Annotated in this window: 20 protein-coding genes, 1 tRNA gene, 1 pseudogene, 1 riboswitch and 1 other annotated feature (1 of these 24 running past the window's edge); of the genes and pseudogenes, 6 read left to right on the top strand and 16 right to left on the bottom strand. The window is 38.0% G+C overall.

Features of this window, described 5'->3' with window-relative positions; all coding sequences use genetic code 11:
* Positions 1-11 (bottom strand) — a sequence feature (ribosomal protein L20 leader region) (it extends 114 nt beyond the left edge of the window).
* A gap of 23 nt (positions 12-34) precedes the next feature.
* Both cmk and C0J00_RS03140 read right to left on the bottom strand, forming a co-directional pair.
* On the bottom strand, positions 35-715 hold the full coding sequence (cmk, locus tag C0J00_RS03145; RefSeq protein ID WP_104968815.1) for a (d)CMP kinase: 681 nt from the start codon (positions 713-715) through the stop codon (positions 35-37).
* Positions 716-734: 19 nt separating this feature from the next.
* On the bottom strand, positions 735-1,304 hold the full coding sequence (locus C0J00_RS03140; RefSeq protein WP_104967526.1) for an SAG1386/EF1546 family surface-associated protein: 570 nt from the start codon (positions 1,302-1,304) through the stop codon (positions 735-737).
* A gap of 45 nt (positions 1,305-1,349) precedes the next feature.
* On the opposite strand from C0J00_RS03140, the gene C0J00_RS03135 reads away from it, so the two are divergent.
* Positions 1,350-1,544, top strand: coding sequence for a ferredoxin (locus C0J00_RS03135; protein WP_104967525.1), 195 nt, complete (start codon positions 1,350-1,352; stop codon positions 1,542-1,544).
* On the opposite strand, the gene C0J00_RS03130 is transcribed toward C0J00_RS03135, so the two are convergent.
* From C0J00_RS03130 to eno, 4 genes are all read right to left on the bottom strand, one after another.
* Entirely contained in the window at positions 1,525-2,022 is a 498-nt protein-coding gene (locus C0J00_RS03130) for an EbsA family protein (protein WP_104967524.1), read from the bottom strand. The genes C0J00_RS03135 and C0J00_RS03130 overlap by 20 nt on opposite strands.
* A gap of 53 nt (positions 2,023-2,075) precedes the next feature.
* Complete coding sequence (gene pepT / locus C0J00_RS03125; protein ID WP_104967523.1) at positions 2,076-3,302, bottom strand: peptidase T; 1,227 nt, start codon at positions 3,300-3,302, stop codon at positions 2,076-2,078.
* A 78-nt stretch (positions 3,303-3,380) separates the two neighbouring features.
* Positions 3,381-6,011 (bottom strand): GBS Bsp-like repeat-containing protein, encoded by a 2,631-nt coding sequence (locus C0J00_RS03120; protein WP_104967522.1) that lies wholly within the window; start codon positions 6,009-6,011, stop codon positions 3,381-3,383.
* Between the two features lie 160 nt (positions 6,012-6,171).
* A complete protein-coding gene (gene eno / locus C0J00_RS03115; protein WP_104967521.1) occupies positions 6,172-7,473 on the bottom strand; it encodes a surface-displayed alpha-enolase in 1,302 nt (433 codons plus the stop codon).
* Positions 7,474-7,617: 144 nt separating this feature from the next.
* On the opposite strand from eno, the gene C0J00_RS03110 reads away from it, so the two are divergent.
* Together C0J00_RS03110 and C0J00_RS03105 are read left to right on the top strand one after the other, a co-directional pair.
* Positions 7,618-8,067: a DUF1694 domain-containing protein gene (locus C0J00_RS03110; RefSeq protein WP_104967520.1), complete on the top strand. Its 450-nt coding sequence runs from the start codon at positions 7,618-7,620 to the stop codon at positions 8,065-8,067.
* Positions 8,068-8,400: 333 nt separating this feature from the next.
* The gene (locus C0J00_RS03105; RefSeq protein ID WP_158667305.1) at positions 8,401-8,907 is read left to right on the top strand and encodes an NUDIX hydrolase; all 507 of its coding nucleotides are present in this window, start codon (positions 8,401-8,403) and stop codon (positions 8,905-8,907) included.
* 425 nt (positions 8,908-9,332) lie between these two features.
* On the opposite strand, the pseudogene C0J00_RS03100 reads toward C0J00_RS03105, so the two are convergent.
* From C0J00_RS03100 to C0J00_RS03060, 10 genes and pseudogenes are all read right to left on the bottom strand, one after another.
* Positions 9,333-9,440, bottom strand: a pseudogene (locus C0J00_RS03100) (IS3 family transposase); the annotation flags it as partial.
* Positions 9,441-9,684: 244 nt separating this feature from the next.
* On the bottom strand, positions 9,685-11,409 hold the full coding sequence (gene ezrA, locus C0J00_RS03095; RefSeq protein ID WP_104967518.1) for a septation ring formation regulator EzrA: 1,725 nt from the start codon (positions 11,407-11,409) through the stop codon (positions 9,685-9,687).
* A 98-nt stretch (positions 11,410-11,507) separates the two neighbouring features.
* Entirely contained in the window at positions 11,508-13,460 is a 1,953-nt protein-coding gene (gene gyrB / locus C0J00_RS03090; protein ID WP_104967517.1) for a DNA topoisomerase (ATP-hydrolyzing) subunit B, read from the bottom strand.
* A 277-nt stretch (positions 13,461-13,737) separates the two neighbouring features.
* Positions 13,738-14,916 carry an FtsW/RodA/SpoVE family cell cycle protein gene (locus tag C0J00_RS03085; RefSeq protein ID WP_104967516.1) on the bottom strand — a complete coding sequence of 393 codons (1,179 nt, stop codon included), beginning with the start codon at positions 14,914-14,916 and terminating at the stop codon, positions 13,738-13,740.
* Positions 14,917-15,443: 527 nt separating this feature from the next.
* The gene (locus C0J00_RS10615; protein WP_256866674.1) at positions 15,444-15,575 is read right to left on the bottom strand and encodes a hypothetical protein; all 132 of its coding nucleotides are present in this window, start codon (positions 15,573-15,575) and stop codon (positions 15,444-15,446) included.
* 39 nt (positions 15,576-15,614) lie between these two features.
* Positions 15,615-15,686: transfer RNA gene (locus tag C0J00_RS03080), tRNA-Arg, on the bottom strand.
* A gap of 272 nt (positions 15,687-15,958) precedes the next feature.
* A complete protein-coding gene (locus C0J00_RS03075) occupies positions 15,959-16,630 on the bottom strand; it encodes a beta/alpha barrel domain-containing protein (RefSeq protein WP_104967515.1) in 672 nt (223 codons plus the stop codon).
* 86 nt (positions 16,631-16,716) lie between these two features.
* A complete protein-coding gene (rplS, locus tag C0J00_RS03070; RefSeq protein ID WP_104967514.1) occupies positions 16,717-17,064 on the bottom strand; it encodes a 50S ribosomal protein L19 in 348 nt (115 codons plus the stop codon).
* Between the two features lie 301 nt (positions 17,065-17,365).
* On the bottom strand, positions 17,366-18,586 hold the full coding sequence (locus tag C0J00_RS03065) for a chloride channel protein (RefSeq protein ID WP_104967513.1): 1,221 nt from the start codon (positions 18,584-18,586) through the stop codon (positions 17,366-17,368).
* A 48-nt stretch (positions 18,587-18,634) separates the two neighbouring features.
* A riboswitch (Fluoride riboswitch) is annotated at positions 18,635-18,705 on the bottom strand.
* The gene (locus C0J00_RS03060) at positions 18,706-19,149 is read right to left on the bottom strand and encodes a flavodoxin (RefSeq protein ID WP_104967512.1); all 444 of its coding nucleotides are present in this window, start codon (positions 19,147-19,149) and stop codon (positions 18,706-18,708) included.
* Positions 19,150-19,294: 145 nt separating this feature from the next.
* On the opposite strand from C0J00_RS03060, the gene yghU reads away from it, so the two are divergent.
* The 3 genes from yghU (at position 19,295) to C0J00_RS03045 (ending at position 21,542) form a co-directional block, all read left to right on the top strand.
* The gene (yghU, locus tag C0J00_RS03055) at positions 19,295-20,074 is read left to right on the top strand and encodes a glutathione-dependent disulfide-bond oxidoreductase (protein WP_104967511.1); all 780 of its coding nucleotides are present in this window, start codon (positions 19,295-19,297) and stop codon (positions 20,072-20,074) included.
* A gap of 80 nt (positions 20,075-20,154) precedes the next feature.
* Positions 20,155-20,598, top strand: a complete 444-nt coding sequence (locus tag C0J00_RS03050; protein ID WP_104967510.1) for a GNAT family N-acetyltransferase — start codon at positions 20,155-20,157, stop codon at positions 20,596-20,598.
* A 2-nt stretch (positions 20,599-20,600) separates the two neighbouring features.
* Complete coding sequence (locus tag C0J00_RS03045) at positions 20,601-21,542, top strand: DHH family phosphoesterase (protein ID WP_104967509.1); 942 nt, start codon at positions 20,601-20,603, stop codon at positions 21,540-21,542.
* Position 21,543 lies beyond the last annotated feature (1 nt).

The following is a 21,543-nucleotide window of genomic DNA, read 5'->3' as shown; positions in this document are numbered from 1 at the left end:
TGCTTTTCTCATTGTTAACATAATAACAGTTTTATTATCCCTTGTCAATAATTTTCTTCGCTTTTTCTTGAATAAAGTCAACCACACCTTCGATTGAGATACCAGTTGTATCAAAAGTAATGGCATCTTCAGCAGCTTTTAATGGTGATACCTTACGATGACTGTCTTTATAATCACGCGCGGCGATTTCATCTTTTAGCGTTTCAAAATCAGTTGTAATCCCTTTTTCCAGGTTCTCTTTAAAGCGACGTTCCGCCCTCTCTTCTACCGAAGCAATCAAAAAGATTTTTAATTCCGCATCAGGAAGAACAACTGTTCCAATATCACGACCATCCATGATAATCCCACCTTGTGCAGCGATACGTTGTTGTTGAGCAACAAGCTCTTCACGAATCTCTGGCAATGCTGAAACCCAGGAAACATTATTGGTCACATCTGGTTGACGAATGGCATCTGTTACATCAATTGATCCTATAAGAACAGTTTGTTGTCCCTTTTCGTCTTTTCCAAAAGAAATAGGGTACTCTGATAGTTTTTCAAGGATTTCTTCTACTTTAGAATCGTCTAATTGATGCTTTAAAGCAAGATAAGTTGCAGAACGATACATAGCACCTGTATCAAGATAGGTATAGCCAAGATTACGAGCAATAATCTTGGCCACTGTACTTTTACCACTTGAAGCAGGCCCATCAATAGCTATTTTTATAGATTTCATGATGTCCTCATTCTCTAAATTAATTGACATTAACAACATCTCCTGGATTAGCGTACCAGTAACCCAATGTCATATTTTGTGGATTTAATGCCTGCAACTGCTCAATTGAAATTCCTGCACGAGCTGCAATTGAAGCTGCACCTTCACCAGCTTGAACAACAATCGTTTGCCCATTTGTTGTAGAAGGCGTTGTTTCCTCAGTAGTTACTTCTGAGCTAGAACTTGTTGAACTACTTTCTTGAGTTGATACCTTAGTAGAAGATTCTGTAGACGCTTCTTTCTTTTTATTCTTCTTAGAAGTGGAAGTTTTCTTTTTCTTCGCTGATTGTCCTTGAGAAGATTTCACTTCTTTAGAAGTAGATTGCGACGAACGATAAAAGCCTGATGTTGCTTTAGTTTCATCACTTCCACCATTTGACGTATAGAAGACAACAATCAAAATACCGACAACAATTAAAAAGAAAACACTAAGTAAACCGGTCAACAGGGGAGTACTTAAAAAACCACTATGTTTATCTTTTCGTGATGTCTGTTCACCAACATCTTTCTTAGTTTCAAAAATTTTCAATTCCCATGGTTTCTTGCCCATGACTTCCCCCTTGTTAAATAAATTAAATAATATTACAATAATACTATGAAAGTATCACTTATTCCAGAAAAATGTATCGCTTGTGGGCTTTGCCAAACCCATTCTGATGCGTTTGATTACCATGACGATGGTATCGTTAAGTTTACAGATAGCGATGAATTAGTAGCTGAATTTCCTAATGATGATTTTGCGACGATTGAAGCAGTTAAGAACTGTCCCACTAAGGCTCTAATGCTCTAGGAGTCTTTTCGTTTTTATATGCTTCAAAATAATCCAACTCAACAAAGTTATCCATTAATTCAACCTCACCTTTAAAATAAGGATGAACTGCCAGAGCATCAAGAAAATACTTCTTAGGCCACTTACGCATATAAAAGATGCGTTTTTTTGTACTGCCATTAAACAACAAGGTGATGCTTAACTTTGTTACTTCGATCTTTTTGATGCTAGAAATCTTCACATTCTGTGGTTTAAAAACATCCATTGATACAATTTTTAATTGATCATCCTCACCAATAATGAAAAAGCGATGTAGTCCAAACCCCAATAAGATTAAAAACAAAGCAAACAATAAGAAGAATGCCAATGGTATCTTTGTTCGTTCAAATAGTAAAGATAAGCCAATAAAAATTGGTGCTATTGTTAAAGACCAATAAATTAAGAGCCATGATAGTTCAGGTTGCCAATGGTATCTTATTTTACCAAAAATTCTAATCATATGCGGTAACCCCCAAAGCTATTCTACCATACTTCTTATAAACTTTCAAAAAGCTATTTCACAGCAGTCGATATACCAACAATAACATCAACTGCTCTTTCCATCGTTTGAAGACTGACAAATTCAAAGCGACCATGCATATTTTCTCCACCAGCAAAAATATTTGGTGTTGGAATCCCCATAAAGGAAATCTTAGAGCCATCTGTTCCACCACGGATAGGTTCAATAATTGGCTTAATATCAAGTTTTTCCATCACCTCTTTTGCAAGATTGATTGGTGTCATATCTTTTTCAATCACCTGACGCATATTAAAGTATTGATCTTTCAAACTAACTAGAACACGCTCTTGATCAAGCGCTTCATTCATTTTTGTAGCGATATCTAGCATTAACTTCTTACGATTTTCAAACGCATTACTATCAAAATCTCGGATAATGTAAGAACTATGTGCTTCTTCTACTGAACCGTCAAGTCCGTGGAGGTGATAAAAGCCTTGGTAGCCTTCGGTTAGTTCTGGACGATCTGATTCTGGAAGCGCATTGTGAAAATCAATCGCCAGTTGAAAAGCATTAACCATTTGATCCTTAGCTGTGCCAGGATGGACATTGCGACCTTTAAAGGTGATATCGGCTGCAGCTGCACTAAAAGTTTCAAATTGAAGTTCACCGAGTGGACCACCATCAACCGTATAGGCGAAGTCTACATCAAAATCAGCAACATCAAACTTATCTGCACCCACACCAATTTCTTCATCAGGTCCAAAGCCAACACGAATTTCCCCATGTTCAACCTCTGGATGACTGGTAAAATACTCAATAGCAGTCATGATTTCAGCAATACCAGATTTATCATCAGCTCCTAAAAGTGTCGTACCATCGGTAGTGATTAAGGTTTGTCCATGATAATTGTTTAGATTAGGAAAATCAGTCGGTGATAATTGAAATCCTGATTCTCCTAGTGGAATATCAGAGCCGTCATAGTTCTCTATAATTTGGGGATTGACACCTTCAGCATTAAAATCAGCTGTGTCAATATGAGAAATATAGCCGATTTTATAGCTGAATTTATCAGAATTTGCCGGCAATGTTCCGATAATATAACCATTTGACTCTAAATAATGAACATCTTGCAAACCAATTTTTTCCATTTCTGGTTTTAGAATCGTTAAGGCAAAGTCAATCTGACTTTGTGTACTAGGTGTTGTCTGACTTGTTTCATCACTACGTGTATTAAACTTTACATACGTTAAAAAACGATCTAATAAATTCGAATATGCCATAAAAGAACCTCTTTCTTATTTATCTCAACTGAATTATACCAAAAAATCCACTCCTACGAGTAGATTTTTTAATTTTTATTAAATTGAATAAGTTTTATAATAGCTCAAGATACCACTAACAATGGCATTAGCTAGTTTTTCCTGATAGGAACTTTGGCTGATACGGCTTCTCTCAATATCGTTGGATAAGTAGCCAAGCTCTAAAAGTACCGCTGGAGCAGTTGTTTCTCTCAGAACCGCGAAAGTATTCCGTAAGACACCATTGTTTTTTGCTCCAGTAGCTCCGACAGCCGCACTTTGAATGGCAGAGGCGAGTGTAGCACTTCTCTTCAAACGCTCCGCATGATTATGATAGAGCTTATTTATTGATGGTTGGTACTCTGGATAATATTCGTAATAATAAGTTTCAATTCCATTTGCAGAAGCACTTGTTGAAGCATTAAAATGAATACTTACAAATAAATCTGCTAAACTCTGATTAGCTTTTGAAGATCTTGGTAATAAATCGACAAAACTATCAGCTGTTCTTGTTGTGATGACCTTATAGCCGGCGCGTTCTAATTTTGCTTGTACTAAGGACTGAATTTTTAAATTCAGAGACTTTTCAGTAATATTCCCATAAACAGCACCTGGGTCATAACCGCCATGACCTGCATCCAGGTAAATGATCTTATTTACTTTTCCATAATTACCTTGTGAAGCCGATCCAGTGGTATCCTCTTTCGCAACTACTCCACTAATAGTCGTGGTTGAAGCTGATAGAGCTGATAAACTGCCATTTCCCAATTCATAATAAACATGCACATGATATTTACCGTTAGTATAGCCGTGTTTGGCTAAGGAGGTTGTGGCGATGTAGGTGCCGTTAGACTGTCTTGTGGCTACTTGCCATTCAAGGTCATCCTGTCCACTAGCATCCGACCAGACCGCAACACGAACGGATTTCAAGCCATCACGTGCACTCACCTGACTAATAGTTGTCTGAAAGGTATTCGTTGTGTGATTAACACTTGAAATGCTGACACTGCCTGTTTTACTTGGCAATTGCGCAATAGTTGCCGTTGTTTTAGCTACAAACACTGGCTTGCCTGTCTCGTAGGAATAAGCATGAATATGATAAAGACCTGTGGATTTATGGTTGCCATAGAGCGCTAAAGCCTCTCCCTTGGTGTCCGTCGCATACCATTTGATATCATCTTGTCCGCTGGCATCTGACCAGACCGCAACACGAACCTTACTAAGGTCTTTCACGGCCGTTGAGGCAACACTTAAGGCAATCCCCGTTGAGGTTAAACGAGCTGACACGGTTTGACTAGCAGCTGGCCTTGTAAAGCGATGATCCCCTAAATTAGTCCCAACACGACTACCATCTTGATAGGTGGTGTAAACGTGAATGGTATAGTCATCGCTGGTGTTAGACAAATCACGCATGTTAACCGTCACTTGCGCGGTTTGATTAACAGCGTTAGCTTGGTACCACTTGAGATCGTCTTGACCACCTGTCTTAGACCAAGCAGCAACGGCGATACTTTTGATAGCTTTTTCGACAGTGGTCACTGTCACTGTTGCCGTCGTGTCTGTCTTGGCAGAAATAGAGACCTTGGCCAAGCTTTGTTGCGGAACTGCTTTGGCAACCCGTTCAAAGCGTGTTGAGGCAATCGCAATCTGTTGACCCGTGATGGCACTAACCCCATAGGCATGAACATGATAGGTGCCAAAGTCATTGTTATGATGTGCCGTATCAATATGAGCTTCATAAATACCAGAAGAAACTTGACTGGCAGAATACCACTTGAGGTCATCTTGACCATTTTTGTCGGACCATACCGGTACTTTGACCGCACTGATACTTGATGGAACACCCTCTAAACGAACCACATAATGGTTAGGAGAACTTTCTGTGATTTTAGGGGTTAACCAAGGTTTAGCAACCGTTAGTTGACCACCTTCCAAACCAATCATTTTCCCTGAGCTATTCTTATAGGTATGAACATGATAAAGACCATATTCTTTATGTTTAGACAAATCAACATAGGCAGCTCCTATCTGATCTGCGGTATACCAAGTGATATCATTACGACCATTAACATCTCCCCAAACGGCGTATTGAATTTTTTCATTGCTGGCGATAGGTCCGTTATATTTCAAGGTCAGGGTCTTCTGATTGACCACTTTAGCGACTAAGACTTCTTCTGAATGCCCATTACCTGCTGCTGCACCAGGCAGGTCACCGTTACTAGAGCTGACAGCGGTACTAGTAAGAGCACTAGCTCTTTCTGGAGAAGATGTGCTTCGAGACACTGTAGGTTCAGTGACGCTTTCAACATGAGTAGCTGTTGCACTAGCACTTCTTACTGAGGAAGAGGATTGCTCAGAAGCAGCCGCAAAGCTTTCTACTAGAGTCGCCTCTGATGAACGAACTGAGGATGCTGGTGACTCTGACTGAGTCTTGTTCACTGACAAATCAGTACTAGCAAGTGTCGGCTCACTGGTCACACGGCTGTCTGTCTCTGATGAAGCTGGTGCTGTGTCAGGAGAAGTTGGTGCTAATTGAGCTGGCTGATTGAGCCCAACCCAACTACTGACGGACGAACTTGTGGTGTGATTAGCACTCTCTTCTGCTAACACACTAGGTGATAAAATCAGACCTGCTGATGTGATCCCTGCAACGACCCAATGTTTCTTAGACTTATACATCTTCTTTTTCATGGTTTAATCTCCTAATTCCAATTATTACAACTTTATCACCATTCTATAATTTGTCAAGTTTTTTCTAATTTTCATAAAATATTAAGATGTAATACTTACATAATAACCAATTAAAAAAGAGCCGATTTCTCGACTCTTCTTTAGCTAATAAGATTAGCTATTATTTTTTCAAGTTGTAGAAAGATTTAAGACCTTTGTATTCTGCAACTTCACCAAGTTGGTCTTCGATACGAAGCAATTGGTTGTACTTAGCAATACGGTCTGTACGTGACAATGAACCAGTTTTAATTTGACCAGCGTTAGTTGCAACTGCGATGTCAGCGATTGTTGAATCTTCAGTTTCACCTGAACGGTGTGATACAACTGCAGTGTATCCAGCTTCTTTAGCCATTTCAATAGCTTCAAAAGTTTCAGTCAAAGTACCGATTTGGTTAACTTTAATAAGGATTGAGTTAGCAGCTTCTTCTTTGATACCGCGTGCAAGGTAGTCAGTGTTTGTAACGAAGAAGTCATCACCAACAAGTTGTACACGTCCACCAAGACGTTCAGTAAGAGCTTTCCAACCGTCCCAGTCATTTTCATCCATACCATCTTCGATAGTGATGATTGGGTATTTGTTTACCAATTCTTCAAGGTAATCAATTTGTTCCGCTGAAGTACGTTTAGCAGCACCTTCACCTTCGAATTTAGTATAGTCGTAGATTCCGTTTTCGTAGAATTCAGATGACGCACAGTCGAAACCAATCATGATTCCGTTTTCGCCAGCTTCATATCCAGCAGCTTCGATAGCTTTAAGGATAGTTTCTACACCATCTTCAGTTCCTTCAAATTTAGGAGCAAAGCCACCTTCGTCACCAACAGCAGTAACAAGTCCGCGTTCTTTAAGGATTTTCTTAAGAGCGTGGAAAACTTCAGCACCCCAACGGAGAGCTTCTTTGAATGTTGGAGCTCCAACAGGTACGATCATGAACTCTTGGAATGCAATTGGAGCATCTGAGTGTGATCCACCGTTGATGATGTTCATCATTGGAGTTGGAAGAACTTTAGTGTTGAATCCACCAAGGTAGCTGTAAAGTGGGATTTCAAGGTAATCTGCAGCTGCGCGTGCAACAGCGATAGAAACACCAAGAATTGCGTTAGCACCAAGTTTACCTTTGTTTGGAGTACCGTCAAGAGCGATCATCGCACGGTCGATAGCTTGTTGGTCGCGAACATCGTAACCAATAAGAGCTTCTGCGATAAGGTTGTTTACGTTGTCAACAGCTTTTTGAGTACCTAGACCAAGGTAACGAGATTTGTCGCCGTCACGGAGTTCAACGGCTTCGTGCTCACCAGTTGAAGCTCCTGAAGGAACCATACCACGTCCGAATGCACCTGATTCAGTGTATACTTCTACTTCAAGTGTTGGGTTACCGCGTGAGTCAAGGACTTCGCGAGCGTAAACATCAGTAATAATTGACATTATAATACTCTCCTTATGAGTTTAAATATTTTACATGTTAATAATACCACAATATCATATTTTCTTCAAATTAAAAGACAATCTTTTCAGAAAAACTGAAAATTATAGTACAATATTAAAAAATGGAAATTTGAGGAACTTTGTATGTCAGATGTCAATCAAAAAATTATGGAACGCTCATCAGGTAATCGCGTTTTAAATCCTGATGAACAGCGATATTATCTTGGTACATTTCAAGAGCGTGTTCTGATTACTATAAATATCGAGGATGTTAATAATGACAAGATATTAGGTTTATTTTCGACGGCCCTAGACAAAGAAATTGAACTCATTAATCCTATAAAAGTTAAAATATCATCACGTATCAGTGAAGAAAAACAGATGGCTTTTATGACAACTGCTAAAAATAAAGGTCTATCTGCTACTATTATTGAAGAAAAACAAGTAACATCTCCTTTTGGTGTTATCATTTTCACTGATCATGCTATCAATCGTAGCGAAACAGACTTAATCACTTTAACTGAAGACGATACCGACCATACTATATTGAATAAACCTAAAAAAGGATTTTTCAATCGTCTTTTCGGAAAATAAAGCCTGATAATTTATGACCTGTTGCCCCGATTGACCTACTTCTAACACATCATTTTTATACTGACTTGTTCCAGCGAGCAATGGAAGATTCCTTTTCTATTTGATAAACTCACGCTCTCTTTTAGTTCCCCTAAAAAGGGATCTGGCGACAAAGTTATTGTGTCTTTTAAAATGATGTCCCCATCACTCCTTATCTCCATCAAAGCATAACTGATTTTGTTACAGTTTTAAGAACATCTAGTTTATATGCTTGATTACTAAAAAACGGAGATACTGGGTTTGAATGTTTAGTTTTTTTCAAAGACAATGGTTTACAGCAAAGGAGTTTTACACATGGAATATTGGGATGCTTATGATCAAACTGTCACAAAAACAGGGGAAACACTCATCAGAGGACAGATTATTCCTCCAGGGCGCTTCCATTTAGTTGTAGAGGCTATTATTCAATCAAAAGACGGAAGTATTCTTTTCATGAAAAGAGATGCCAATAAACCGATTCATCCTAATTATTACGAAGCAAGTGCTGGAGGTTCTGTCTTAAAAGGTGAAGAGTCTCTGGCAGCTATCAAACGAGAAATTTGGGAAGAAACTGGCTTATCAGTATCCAACATTACCTTCCTCGGAGAGGCCATTAAGCCTACAGAATATTCAATTTACCACAATTATCACGCAACTTATAGCGGTAATAAAGAAAGTGTCAAGCTCCAAAAAAATGAAACCACTGATTTTCAATGGGTTTCTCTCGATCATTTAGCATCATTTTTAAAAAGTCATCTCATTATCGCCAAGCAAAAGAAACTAATCAATCACTATTTACAAACAAAACAATGGCGTCTGTAATGATAGTTCAATGAATTAACCTTCAGATAAAGCAAAGTCAAACTTTCCAAATATGGTGAAATGCATTGTTATTCTACGATAGTTCTCACGAATCTAGATTAACAAAAGGGACACCAGAGAGTCTAATGTTTGCCGTGCAGATTACTATAAAACAAAATCATAAATACTCTCCTAATGGGATTTTAACTGAACTTATACTCAGAAAGCAAAGCACTAAAAAGTTACTTTCGAATTCTATCGTTCTTTTTATGACCTGCTTCTTTTAGTTAAGGAGCAGGCTTTGTCTTGACATTCGCTAATACCAGCTACTATGATCTCTTTGATATTGTTAATTCCTCCACATCTCCTTTCACTATCTTACTAATCGTTTCATCTTTAATAAAAACGATATTCAATGTACTGACCCCAAAAAGTTGAACAAATAATTATTGAAAGGATTTAGTTCTGTATTGGACAGGACTAAGTCCTTTTAGTTTTGCTTTAATTCGTTTGTTGTTGTAGTAATAAATAAAGTCTATAATGGCTTCTTCAAGCTCATCAAAGATATCAAACGCCAAGCTTTTGGAGTTAAAATATTCAAAAACTTTAAAACCAAAATTCTCATCGCTTTAAACATCCAAAAAGAGAGAACCGAAACGATTCTCTCTAGTTGTTAGCTATTAGTCACCCACTACAGTTGACGAAGAGCCCCAAAAACTCTCTTAGGAGTTTCGAGTGACTATAAGTATGTCACTGTCTATCCCTAAGAGAGTCTTTAGTTCTTTCAAGTATCTGTTGTTATAGTAAAATCTCTTCGCGTGTTTTTTCGTAAGAGTTTACAAAACGATCTGTAACACCCGGTTCTACGGTTTCTAAAGCATATGAAATTTCCTCAAATGCTCCTTGATAATCGTAATCCTGTTCAAATAATTTTAAAGAATGTTCAAAACTACTTTGAACTCCTGGTTCAAAACTACGGTAACGATTTGAATATTGTAGTAATTGTTCAGTCAATGCAGCATTTTGGACAACACGATAGGTCGTTTCCTCTAGCATATCTAATGAAGATGTTGCTGATTCAGTCATTCTTGCTATAGTCTCAATATGAATACGACCCCGACTCAACTCCTCCATCAAAGCCTCAAGTTGCGCACTTGCTGTAAAAAAGACACTTAAAAATTCTTGAGGAATTCCTGGCAGATGACGTTTTTCCATATAACGTTTAATCATGTGAAGTTTATTGATATAGTAATCTAATTTTTCACGAGCATTGGCTTCGGTTCGCTCAACTGCACTCAATTCTTCCGCAACTTCAAGTTGTGCGCTTTCAATACGTGCTAAAGTCTGAAGTGCATCTTCTAAGCGGCCATCAAGTAAAGAAAATGGCTGTTCTTGCTCTTCAAGATTCATAACACTTGGTAAAATCTTCTCTTCAATTGTTTCCAACTCATCAGAGAAATGACGGATATTAACGTTTTGTCCATCATTTAGAATATATTTTTTAGAAAGACGATTTAATTCATTTGTTAGTTGAACGTTGTTAGCTTTTGCATGCGCTAGATAATCAGGAATAATCTTGCTATTTTTAACAACTTTTCCATGCGCCTCAATCTCACGTTCAAAAATATCGTAAAGCTCATTGATACGCTCTTGAATATCTTCATTACCTTCATTAGCTTGATCAAGATCTAGGCTAACTAATCCATTTGACGTTGAACGAATAGAATCACGAATATTTTGGAAACGAATTTCAATATTTTTTTCTTTAAAATGATAATTTTCTTCAAGAAGTCGTGCGTAACCACTTTCTAAATCATCCAACTGATCAGGAAAATCATCTTCTAACTTCGTAACGATAGCCGGAATTTTCTCTGAAATTTGCCCCAAAGCGATGGTATGCTCTTCGGCTTTGTCCAAAAGAGCAGAAGCTTCAACAGGATCTCCGGATGAGTTCAGCGTTACAAACTGTGAGAATTCTTTTTCAATATTCTTAAGTTGCTTCTCAATTTCTGGCATAGTCGTGCCATAATTGTCGCTGTTTTCGTTAATTGATTGTTGTAGCTCTTCGTATAAGTCTAGAGCATGTTTGACACGTGCACTATTTTTCTCTTCTTGAGCTTTTAAAATATTAAGAGCTTCTCGAATAGCAGCAATATCTTCACGAATTAACGATAATTGACTTTCGACCTTTTCAATTTCTGACTTTGCTTTAAAGAAGTGGAAAGTATCATTGAGATTCTCAGCCTCAAATAATTGTTTCTCAATTTCCTTTAAAGAATTTGATGAAATATCATCCCATTTTTGTTGCCACTCTCTAAAATTAGCCTGACTTTGGCCAATCAAATGAAGTGATTTGACATCCTCTATTTCAGAAACAACAGGTAACTGTTCAATGTCGGTTTTTTCTTGAACAAGTTTTTCGATTAATGAGTCATTTCTTTTTCGTATTAACACGGCGATAAGATAGGCAACAATCACTAAAACAACGATTGCTACTATCACTAATACAATTCCGCTCGACATGTATTTCTCCTTAGTTATCTTCCTTGTTATGAGCCTTTTAGCATAACGATTATACCACACTAAAAAGCTCTCTGCACCTCTTTTTTACTAGATAGACTCTAGATATCAAGCGTACTATATACAGCATTTTCTTCAATAAACTCACGGCGGGGTTCAACGCGGTCTCCCATAAGCATATCAAAGATTTTATCTGCTTCAGCGGCATCGTCAACTGATACTTGGGCCATTAGGCGGTTCTCAGGATCCATAGTCGTTTCCCAAAGCTGATGATCATCCATCTCACCCAGACCTTTATAACGTTGAACAGTTGGTTTTGAACGTCCTTGGCTGTAATCAGCTAGAGCTTTCTTCAATTCTTCTTCCTGATTGATTCCTGGTTGGATATATGCTTTTATATCGCTACCAACTTTAACACCATAAATCGGAGGCTGAGCAATGTAAACATAACCAGCCTCTAGCACAGGACGCATGAATCGGTAAATCAACGTCAAAAGTAATGTACGAATATGCGCTCCGTCAACGTCAGCATCTGTCATAATCACCAATTTTTGATAGCGAGCTTTAGAAACATCAAATTCCGCGCCAAATCCTGTTCCCATTGCTGTAAATAGACTACGAATTTCTTCATTGGCTAAAATTTTATCCATTGTAGCTTTTTCAACATTGAGAATCTTACCACGGATAGGTAGAATCGCTTGAAACTCACGATTGCGTCCTGATTTTGCAGAGCCTCCTGCCGAATCTCCCTCAACAATGAAGAGTTCATTTTGGCTAGCATCATTTGAAGAACAATCTGCTAATTTCCCTGGAAGATTTGAAATCTCCAGACCTGATTTCTTACGGGTCACTTCGCGGGCACGCTTAGCAGCAATACGAGCCTTAGATGCTAGAATTCCTTTTTCAACAATTTTACGGGCAACTTGTGGATTTTCTAAGAGGAAACGGCTGAAAGCTTCGCTGAAGAGACGGTTGGTAATTTTAACAACTTCAGAATTTCCCAATTTTGTCTTCGTTTGCCCCTCAAACTGAGGATTGGGATGCTTTACTGATATAACCGCAGTTAACCCTTCTCGAACATCATCCCCTGTCAAGTTATCATCTTTTTCTTTTAAGATATTATTGTGTCTAGCATAATCATTGATGACACGAGTCAAAGCTGTTCTAAAGCCTTGCTCATGTGTCCCACCTTCATGCGTATGAATATTGTTGGCGAAACTCATGATAGTTTCATGATAAGTCGTTGTATACTGCATCGCTACTTCAACTGCAATACCATCCATCTCACCTTCAGTAAAAATAGGAGTTTCAAAAATAGTGTCTTTATTTTCATTGATATATTCGACATAGCTAGCAATCCCACCCTCATAATGGTATTCCTTGCTCGTCTCCATGCCTTCACGTTTATCAGTAATTGAAATACGCAAACCTTTGTTAAGGAAAGCTAATTCTTGGACACGTTTAGCTAATTTGGCGAAATCAAATTCTGTTGTTTCGGTGAAAATATCAGGATCTGGTGTAAAGTGAACTGTTGTTCCTTGCAAATCCGTATCCCCAACAATTGCTAAATCATCAACAACAACACCACGACGATATTCTTGGTAATAGATTTTGCCGTTTTTATGAACTTTAACATCTAATTGTGTTGATAAGGCATTAACAACAGATGATCCAACACCATGAAGACCACCCGATACTTTGTAGCCCCCACCGCCAAATTTTCCTCCAGCATGAAGAACTGTAAAGACTGTTTCAACTGCAGGGCGACCAGTTTTTTCTTGAATATCTACAGGAATTCCTCGTCCATCATCAATAACTGTAATCGAATTATCCGGCTCAATAAATACTTCAATATGTCCAGCAAAACCAGCTAGGGCTTCATCAATAGAGTTATCTACAATTTCCCAAACAAGATGGTGAAGACCCTCTTTTGAGGTTGAACCAATATACATCCCTGGACGCATACGAACAGCTTCCAAACCTTCTAAAACTTGGATTTGACTGGCGTCATAGTCACTAGCCTTATTTTGCAAGTCTCTTAATTCTTCTGTCATCTGCTACTCTTTCTGTCATCGTGATTATCAAAAATCATCTGTTTTTCTATGAATCTTTGCTTCTCTGATTCTTACCAATTAATGCAAGAATAGACAAACAACCATAGGGTATATTATATCACAATTATTCTTATTTTACTGTATTTTAGTAAGAAAAAAAGCTGAAATAACTCAGCTTCTTTGGTGTTTTCTAAAAATCAATAACACCTTAACCTTACAAATAGATTTTATAAAATTCTAAAGAAAGGTGTTCTGAATTTAAGTCTCCAATCAACTATCATGCATTTTTCTCTGTTTCTCGTTGCATGTGATTTTGATATGCCATTGATAAGACTAAGCCAACACCAATTAAATTTGAAATCAGTGAACTCCCCCCTTGTGAAATAAAGGGTAGAGGTATACCTGTCAAGGGTAATATGCCGATAGCTGCCCCAATATTCTCAAAAATATGGAAAAGAATCATCATAATAAACCCTGTCGAAATGTAAGTATAAAACTGATTATTAGATTCTAAAGTAATCAATATCATTCGATAGATTAACAATAAATAAAGGGATAACGTCACTACTGATCCTATAAAACCAAAATTTTCAGCAATGACAGTAAAAATCATATCACTTTCTCTCACCGGAACAGCTAATTCAAGAACAGAAAAACCTTTTCCAAAAATGCCACCACTACCGATTGATAGCATACTTTGCGTTTGTTGATAAGCAATACTTGACGCAAAATCAAATGGTTTTAACCAAGCAGATATTCGATTGATTTGATAAGTATCCATCCCCATGTGATATAGGAATTCACGCCCTGGCTCCCATAAAAAAACGGCTATAAAGGTCAAGAAGGATACCACACTAACCAAAAAAACGGTAAGAACGATTTTCCAACTCACTCCTGACAGAAAGCTCATTCCGATAAAAATAGCCAGAAAAACCATGGCTGTACCGATATCTTTTTGTAAACCAAGAAGGATTAAAATCGGTAAGGTTACTAATAAAAAACTAGCTAACATTTTCAAATCATTTCTGACACTCTGTTCAGGGTAGCGTCCATGAAACCATAGAGCAACTTCAGACAAGAGTAAAATATAAGAAATTTTCATAAACTCTGAAGGCTGAAACAGGGTCGTATTCCCTATAGTTATCCAGTTTTTAGATCCTGTTGACTCTACTATCGCAGGGCTGTAAAAAAAGAGTGGCAAAATCATCAGAATTAGCCCAAGAACATATAAAAAAGGACTAACTTTCCATAAAAATTCTGTCGAAAAAAGCATCACAGCAAAAGCAATTCCTAAACCAATAACCACCCAGGCAACTTGTTGCAACATCACCTGAACAATGTTATCAGGATAGTCGTGAATCGTTGCAATATATATCGCAACAAAACCAGTGATTATCAATAAAATAACAGGAATTATCAGGATAAAGTCAATTCTTTTATTGATTACGTGTTTCAAGTTCTACTAAACCTCTTCATACTTAAAGTGATTTTTATTATACCACTAATTCTTTCTTTTGGAGTAAATTGCCCTTAACAATTCCGACTAACATTCGTTTTCAAATGAAAAAATTTGCAAACTATCAAGTATTCCCATTTAAAATCATATCATAAATATAGAATCAGAAAGAGTTGTAAAAATTAAAAGAACTTGTCTTGACTCTCTCATTCATGATTCATACCTGAAGTTTTCTGATATATTGTTTTTGATTTGACATTGACTTCGCAAGCTTTATTTCTCAATTGAAAGGTATTCCAAACACTTTTCAATCTATCTTCTACATAGCTCCTATAGATAGCAGAGTGACTAGAAGACGTAAAAATCAGAAAAAACCATTCAATGGCAGTTATATAGAACTAAAGTCCTAAAAAATATCGGGGGAATCGATAAAGTACTAAGCATCTCTCAGGCAATGCGTTGGGATATTACAACGCATTTCATGCAAAAAGGTTGGACTTCATGCCCAACCTCTATATGCTATCACATTATTTTTGTCCATTTTTCATTTGACGTAATAATTGAACAACCGGGATCAACAAAGCGATAAGTTTAATAATATCTGTTACTTTGAAAGATTGACGTTTATTTTTAATGTTTGAAGTAACTTTTTTTGACATAAAACTTCTTCTCCTTCCACTTACTAAAGTAAGAGATTATGTCCCCTGCTGGAATCGAACCAGCAACGACTCCTTAGGAGGGAGTTGTTATATCCATTTAACTAAGGAGACTGGATACGTCTATTTTACATCAGACTCTTGAGACATGCAAGTTTTAATCCACGGCAGTCACAAGAATAATCTCAAGTACTCCTTATGGTAATATAAAATCAGTTTGATTTACAGTCTTATAGAATAATCCACGGCTCAATCATTTCCCTCAAGGCTGCTAACATTTAAACTACTCAGATATTTTTTTCAAAAAGAAAAATCGCTACAAAAATAGCGTTTTCCTTTTTAAATGATGATAAAACTCATGTAACATACAAGAGGAATTGTCAAGGTTAGCGACTAGTCTCTTCTCGATATTTTTGCATTTTCTTTTTAAAAATGTCAGCATTACTTGGCGGCGTATAAGTTACGGCATTGGCTCCTGCAGCGATTACTTCCTGAATACTTTGCTCCGTTGGTCCACCTGTTGCCATGATAGGGATGTCTGGATAGGACTCACGAATTTTTCGCACAATATCAACTGTTTTAGAACCACCGCTTACGTTTAAAATATCAACGCCTGCTTTTAAACGGGTAGCAATATCAGCTGTTTCTGTAACAACTGTGTAAATAATAGGAATATCAATAAAATCATTTATGGTCTGGATAGTTTCTGCATTAGTCGGACCATTAACAACTACTGCTGTAGCACCTTCAGATTCGGAAAATAAACTCATATTTGCTGATCGCTGTCCAGTTGTCAGACCACCACCAACACCAGCAAATACAGGCACTGACGACACTAACATAATACTTTTCAAGACAGAAGGAGTCGGTGTGAAAGGATATACTGCTAGCACAGCATCCGCATTATTATTGGCAATTATTGCTACATCTGTTGTAAAAATGACCGATTTTATCTTGCGACCATATATTTCAATTCCTGAACATTGACTAATGACAGAAGGAACTTCGACAATTTCCTGCCTCAATTCTGACTTTACAGAAGGAACTAGTTGATTCATCTATTGTCTCTCTTTTATTTTTGGATAAAAAAACTCTTCCCAAAAGAGAAGAGTTGAAATCTGGGTTAATTGGTATATACCTAAAATTAACGACGGATTTCTTTGATACGTGCAGCTTTACCTTGCAATGCGCGTAGGTAGTAAAGTTTAGCACGACGAACGCGACCATGACGAGTCACTTCGATTTTTTCAACACGTGGTGTGTGGATTGGGAAAGTACGTTCTACCCCGATACCACCAGAGATTTTACGAACAGTATACATTTCTGAAATCCCTTGACCTTTACGTGAAATAACAACACCTTCAAAGATCTGAACACGTTCACGGTTACCTTCGACAACTTTCGCGTGTACACGAACAGTGTCCCCAGCGCGGAAATCAGGGATATCAGTACGAAGTTGACTTTCAGTCAAACTTTGGATTAATGGATTCATTTTTATTCTCCTTATCTTACTAATCGTAAGTACTTGTCTCAGCGGATTAGCCGTATTTCGTGCGTCCATTACACACAAAAGTTATCATAACATATATCACCTCATTTGTAAAGTATCATGCTAGGTAATCATCTGTTTTTTAGCTTTTAGAATGCTCAAAAATCGTAATCACAAGCTACCTTACCCTTGCTCTTATCAGGCCATGAAAAAAGAACTTAGTCTGAGACTAAATTCTATTTAGTTTCCTAAATTTCTCAGAGTAAATTCCAGTTTGGTGGGAGCTAGAACTTACTTTGAGAATTTAGATTTTTGGCTTTTCTGCTATGGAATGTTTCTGAAGTTGGTAAATTGAGGGTAAGAATTGTAGACAACTAACCATGACTAAGACGATAAAGGCATAAGGTGTATTGGTAAAACCAAAAACTTCTCCCATGATTAAAAGAGGTCCAAAGAGAGTATTGGTCGCACTAGCAAAAACTGCAACATAGCCAAGAGCTGCTAATAAGTCAATAGGTAAGCCAAAGAAAGGGGATAAAACGACTCCTAAACTTGCCCCAATGGAGAACAGAGGTGTTACTTCTCCTCCTTGAAAACCTAGTGAAATTGTGATAACCGTCAAAAATAATTTTAATAGCCAATCATAAGCGTAAATATAACCACCCAAAAAACTAGCATCAATAAGATTTGTCCCTAACCCTGAATAACGACCACTTGCTAAACTTAGAAAAATAAGCGACAGAACCAAACCACCTAAAGCCATTTTGACATAAGGATTAGGGTCCATCTTGGTCAATTTGGCTTTAAGAAACTGTAAACTAAGAGCAAATAGTTTCCCAACAAAGGCGAAGCAGAAACCTGCAAGGAGTAATTTTCCAACTGTCAGAAAATCCAGCTGTAAATTGCTAGAGATATCATGACTGAATTTTTCCAAACCTAAAAAATGGCTCGTCTGACTAGCTATAAAAGCTGCGGTAAAGGCTGGCAGAAAAAGATGAAGGCTTAATTTTCCAATCACTAAGACCTCCAGTGCAAAAAAGGTTGCTGCCATCGGTGTCTCAAAAAGACCACCAAATCCTGCTGCCATACCAATGACTAAGAGTTCTTTACTATATTTTTTTAGAAAACTGAAGGCTGTTAAGTTTGTTCCAATAGTTGCGCCCAGTTGGACAGCTACTCCTTCTCGACCTGCTGATCCTCCGAAAAGATGTGTTAACCAAGTGGTCACTATCACTAGGGGCATAAGGCGTTTAGGAATTTTTTGGCGTTGACCTTGTCCGACTTCAAACACTAGACCCATACCTTTAACACTCTCACCACCGTATCTCTGATATAGAAATACGATCAGCAAACCTGCTAAACCTAAAAAGGGGATAGTCCAGTAAGGAGATTGCGTGCGTATGTCCGAAACAAAGAGGAGCACTCTCCCAAACAGGGCGTCTAAGGCGCCAGCAGATAAGCCAATGATAACGGCAGCGACTTCTAAGCTGAGCAACTGTCGATAAAAATGGTCTTGTGACTTCATATGATTCCTTTCTCAATACCACGAAAAAAGCCAATGAGGCTACGACAAAAAAGCGTAGACGTCATCAGCTTTTCAGCGGTTTAGGTTTCCCTAGGGAGACAATCATTCCCAGTTATGTCTTAGCTTACACATGCAGACAGTTCTTCTGCAAAACGTTCCAAGTTTTCAATATCTTCATCGTCGGCAGCCAAATCTACCTTAACAGACTCTGCTCCTTTTGTCGCACCAGTAAGCGCAAACTGTTTGTCAAAGTCATCGACACAGGTACAGAAATCATCATAAAAGGTATCTCCTGAACCTGCACACCCGTATACTTTTCCTGATAAATCAAGGTCTGCTAATTCTTCATAGAAATCAACAATTTCATCTGGCAACTCACCATCATCGTATGTATAAGTTACAACGATACAGATATCAGCATCTTCAAAATCACTAGCTTCAACCATAGTACATTCTTCCATTTCAACGGTGTGTCCCAATTCTTCTAACTTATTGGTAATAATATCTGCTAATTCTTCATTATTCCCTGTCATACTGGCATAAACCACTTTTGCTAAGGCCATAATTTCCTCCGTATCATTATATCACCGATTATTGTATCATATTTTCCAACTGACTCGCAAATCTATTTGAATCCTAAGGGCAAATTCTTGAAATCGCTTTTTAAATCTGCTAGTCTTTAATCAACAAAATAAGGAGGTCACACTTATGACTGATTATCAATTACCAAAAATATGGCAAGAACCAGAAGAATACACCGGTCTTAATCGTCCAACTGCAGGAAGCCGTTTTGATCAAAATCTTCCACGTGGCGAAAAACCTTTCCAAGTGTATTCTTTAGGCACACCGAATGGTATCAAAGTTGCTGTCATGTTTGAGGAATTAAAAGAACTCGGTGTTGATGTGGACTATGATTTGTTCAAAATCGATATTTCTTCAGGAGATCAATTCGGTTCTGACTTTGTATCCATCAATCCCAACTCTAAAATCCCTGTTATGCTTGATGTATCCGAAGAAAAGGAAGTTAATGTCTTCGAATCAGCTAATATTTTGCTTTATTTGGCTGAAAAATTTGGACAGTTAATGCCTCAATCACACCAAGAACGCAACGAAGTCCTCAACTGGCTCTTCTGGCAAACAGGTGCTGCGCCATTTCTTGGAGGCGGTTTTGGACACTTCTTCCACTATGCGCCAGAAAAAATCGAGTATGCTATTGACCGCTATACCATGGAAGCCAAACGCCAACTTGATTTATTAGATAAGGAATTGGCTAAGAAACCATATATCGCTGGCGATGACTATACTATCGCTGATATCGCTATCTGGTCTTGGTATGGCCGCCTCGTAGATGGCAAACTCTATGACGGTTCTGATGTCTTTTTAGACGTCGCTTCTTATCCAAATCTCCTAAAATGGGCTGATAAAATTGCTAAGCGTCCTGCTGTTCAACGTGGTCTTGAAGCTGACTATAAGCCGTTATCTAAATAAAACTGTGAAGAATTGGGTTTAGGCTCAATTCTTTTTTCATGTTATAATAGGTTAATACAAGTAAGGAGACCTTTGAAGCAATGTGGCAAATCAAAACATTTGATCAACTGAATACTCTAGAATTATTTTACATTTATCGAGCACGAGTTGACGTCTTTGTCGTCGAGCAAACCTGTGCCTACCCCGAAATTGACGAGACTGATAGAGAAGCTCTCCATCTTTTTCAAGTGAATGAAAACGACCAGATTAAAGCTTACTGTCGCCTGATTCCAGATGAAGACATCGTCAAGTTAGGTCGTGTTTTGGTTGCAAAGTTCTATCGTGGACAAGATTTAGGGAGCCAATTAGTCGCAAAAGCTATCGAGGTTTGCCATTCTGAATTTCCAGATAGGGATATCTTTGCTCAAGCTCAAAGCTATTTATGTGCTTTTTACGAACGTTTTGGATTTGTCAAAATGTCAGATTCCTATTTGGAAGATGGCATTCCTCATACTGACATGTTATTAAAATCAAAGGAAAAATAAGAATGTTTCAATCTATTTTATCAACCATCAAAAACTACCAGACTATTATTATCCATCGCCATCAGCGTCCCGATCCTGATGCTCTTGGTTCGCAATTAGGTCTTCGAGAAATCCTTCGCCATAACTTCCCAGAAAAAACAGTCTTAGCCACAGGCATTGATGAACCTACCTTATCTTGGATGGCAGAAATGGATACGGTCACAGACGAATCTTATAACGGAGCTTTAGTGATTGTTACAGACACCGCTAATCAACCCCGTATTGACGATCAGCGCTACCTAGAAGGGGATTTTTTGATTAAAATTGACCATCATCCCGATGAAGATGTCTACGGTGATTTATCCTATGTTGATACTAAAGCTTCTAGTGCCAGCGAAATCATTACTGAATTTGCTCTTGAAACCGGATTAATATTAACCGATGAAGCTGCTCGCCTCCTATACTCAGGTATCGTTGGAGATACTGGCCGTTTCCTTTACCCAGCTACTAGCGCTAAAACCATGCGCATTGCAGCCGAACTTAGGGAGTTCAATGTGGATTTTGCAGCTATGGCTCGTCAAATGGATTCATTTCCCTTTAAAATCGCTAAACTACAAGGCTACGTTTTTGATAACTTAGAGGTTTCAGAAAATGGTGCTGCTCGTGTCACACTGACACAAGAAATTCTCCAATCTTTAAACGTTACCGAAGCAGAATCCTCTGCCATTGTTGGAACTCCTGGAAAAATTGATAGTGTCAAAGCTTGGGCTATCTTCGTCCAACAAGCTGACGGCAAATCATATCGCGTTCGTATGCGTAGTAAAGAGGTTGTCATTAACACTATTGCTCAAAAACATGACGGAGGCGGTCATCCCCTAGCTAGCGGTGCAAATTCCTACAGTTCAGAAGAAAATGACCAAATTTTCCAAGAAATCATTGATGCTATTGCTACGAAGGAGTATTAGA

The sequence above is a fragment of the Streptococcus pluranimalium genome, from assembly GCF_002953735.1.
Taxonomy (GTDB): Bacteria; Bacillota; Bacilli; order Lactobacillales; family Streptococcaceae; genus Streptococcus; species Streptococcus pluranimalium.
Note: the sequence above shows the minus strand (reverse complement) of the source record. Positions and strands in the feature narration are given on the sequence as shown.

What these genes read in the sequence shown, in the direction of transcription:
- cmk (WP_104968815.1), bottom strand. Translation starts at nt 715, where the DNA reads ATGAAATCTATAAAAATAGCTATTGATGGGCCTGCTTCAAGTGGTAAA.
- C0J00_RS03140 (WP_104967526.1), bottom strand. Translation starts at nt 1,304, where the DNA reads ATGGGCAAGAAACCATGGGAATTGAAAATTTTTGAAACTAAGAAAGAT.
- C0J00_RS03135 (WP_104967525.1), top strand. Translation starts at nt 1,350, where the DNA reads ATGAAAGTATCACTTATTCCAGAAAAATGTATCGCTTGTGGGCTTTGC.
- C0J00_RS03130 (WP_104967524.1), bottom strand. Translation starts at nt 2,022, where the DNA reads ATGATTAGAATTTTTGGTAAAATAAGATACCATTGGCAACCTGAACTA.
- pepT (WP_104967523.1), bottom strand. Translation starts at nt 3,302, where the DNA reads ATGGCATATTCGAATTTATTAGATCGTTTTTTAACGTATGTAAAGTTT.
- C0J00_RS03120 (WP_104967522.1), bottom strand. Translation starts at nt 6,011, where the DNA reads ATGAAAAAGAAGATGTATAAGTCTAAGAAACATTGGGTCGTTGCAGGG.
- eno (WP_104967521.1), bottom strand. Translation starts at nt 7,473, where the DNA reads ATGTCAATTATTACTGATGTTTACGCTCGCGAAGTCCTTGACTCACGC.
- C0J00_RS03110 (WP_104967520.1), top strand. Translation starts at nt 7,618, where the DNA reads ATGTCAGATGTCAATCAAAAAATTATGGAACGCTCATCAGGTAATCGC.
- C0J00_RS03105 (WP_158667305.1), top strand. Translation starts at nt 8,401, where the DNA reads ATGGAATATTGGGATGCTTATGATCAAACTGTCACAAAAACAGGGGAA.
- ezrA (WP_104967518.1), bottom strand. Translation starts at nt 11,409, where the DNA reads ATGTCGAGCGGAATTGTATTAGTGATAGTAGCAATCGTTGTTTTAGTG.
- gyrB (WP_104967517.1), bottom strand. Translation starts at nt 13,460, where the DNA reads ATGACAGAAGAATTAAGAGACTTGCAAAATAAGGCTAGTGACTATGAC.
- C0J00_RS10615 (WP_256866674.1), bottom strand. Translation starts at nt 15,575, where the DNA reads ATGTCAAAAAAAGTTACTTCAAACATTAAAAATAAACGTCAATCTTTC.
- C0J00_RS03075 (WP_104967515.1), bottom strand. Translation starts at nt 16,630, where the DNA reads ATGAATCAACTAGTTCCTTCTGTAAAGTCAGAATTGAGGCAGGAAATT.
- rplS (WP_104967514.1), bottom strand. Translation starts at nt 17,064, where the DNA reads ATGAATCCATTAATCCAAAGTTTGACTGAAAGTCAACTTCGTACTGAT.
- C0J00_RS03065 (WP_104967513.1), bottom strand. Translation starts at nt 18,586, where the DNA reads ATGAAGTCACAAGACCATTTTTATCGACAGTTGCTCAGCTTAGAAGTC.
- C0J00_RS03060 (WP_104967512.1), bottom strand. Translation starts at nt 19,149, where the DNA reads ATGGCCTTAGCAAAAGTGGTTTATGCCAGTATGACAGGGAATAATGAA.
- yghU (WP_104967511.1), top strand. Translation starts at nt 19,295, where the DNA reads ATGACTGATTATCAATTACCAAAAATATGGCAAGAACCAGAAGAATAC.
- C0J00_RS03050 (WP_104967510.1), top strand. Translation starts at nt 20,155, where the DNA reads ATGTGGCAAATCAAAACATTTGATCAACTGAATACTCTAGAATTATTT.
- C0J00_RS03045 (WP_104967509.1), top strand. Translation starts at nt 20,601, where the DNA reads ATGTTTCAATCTATTTTATCAACCATCAAAAACTACCAGACTATTATT.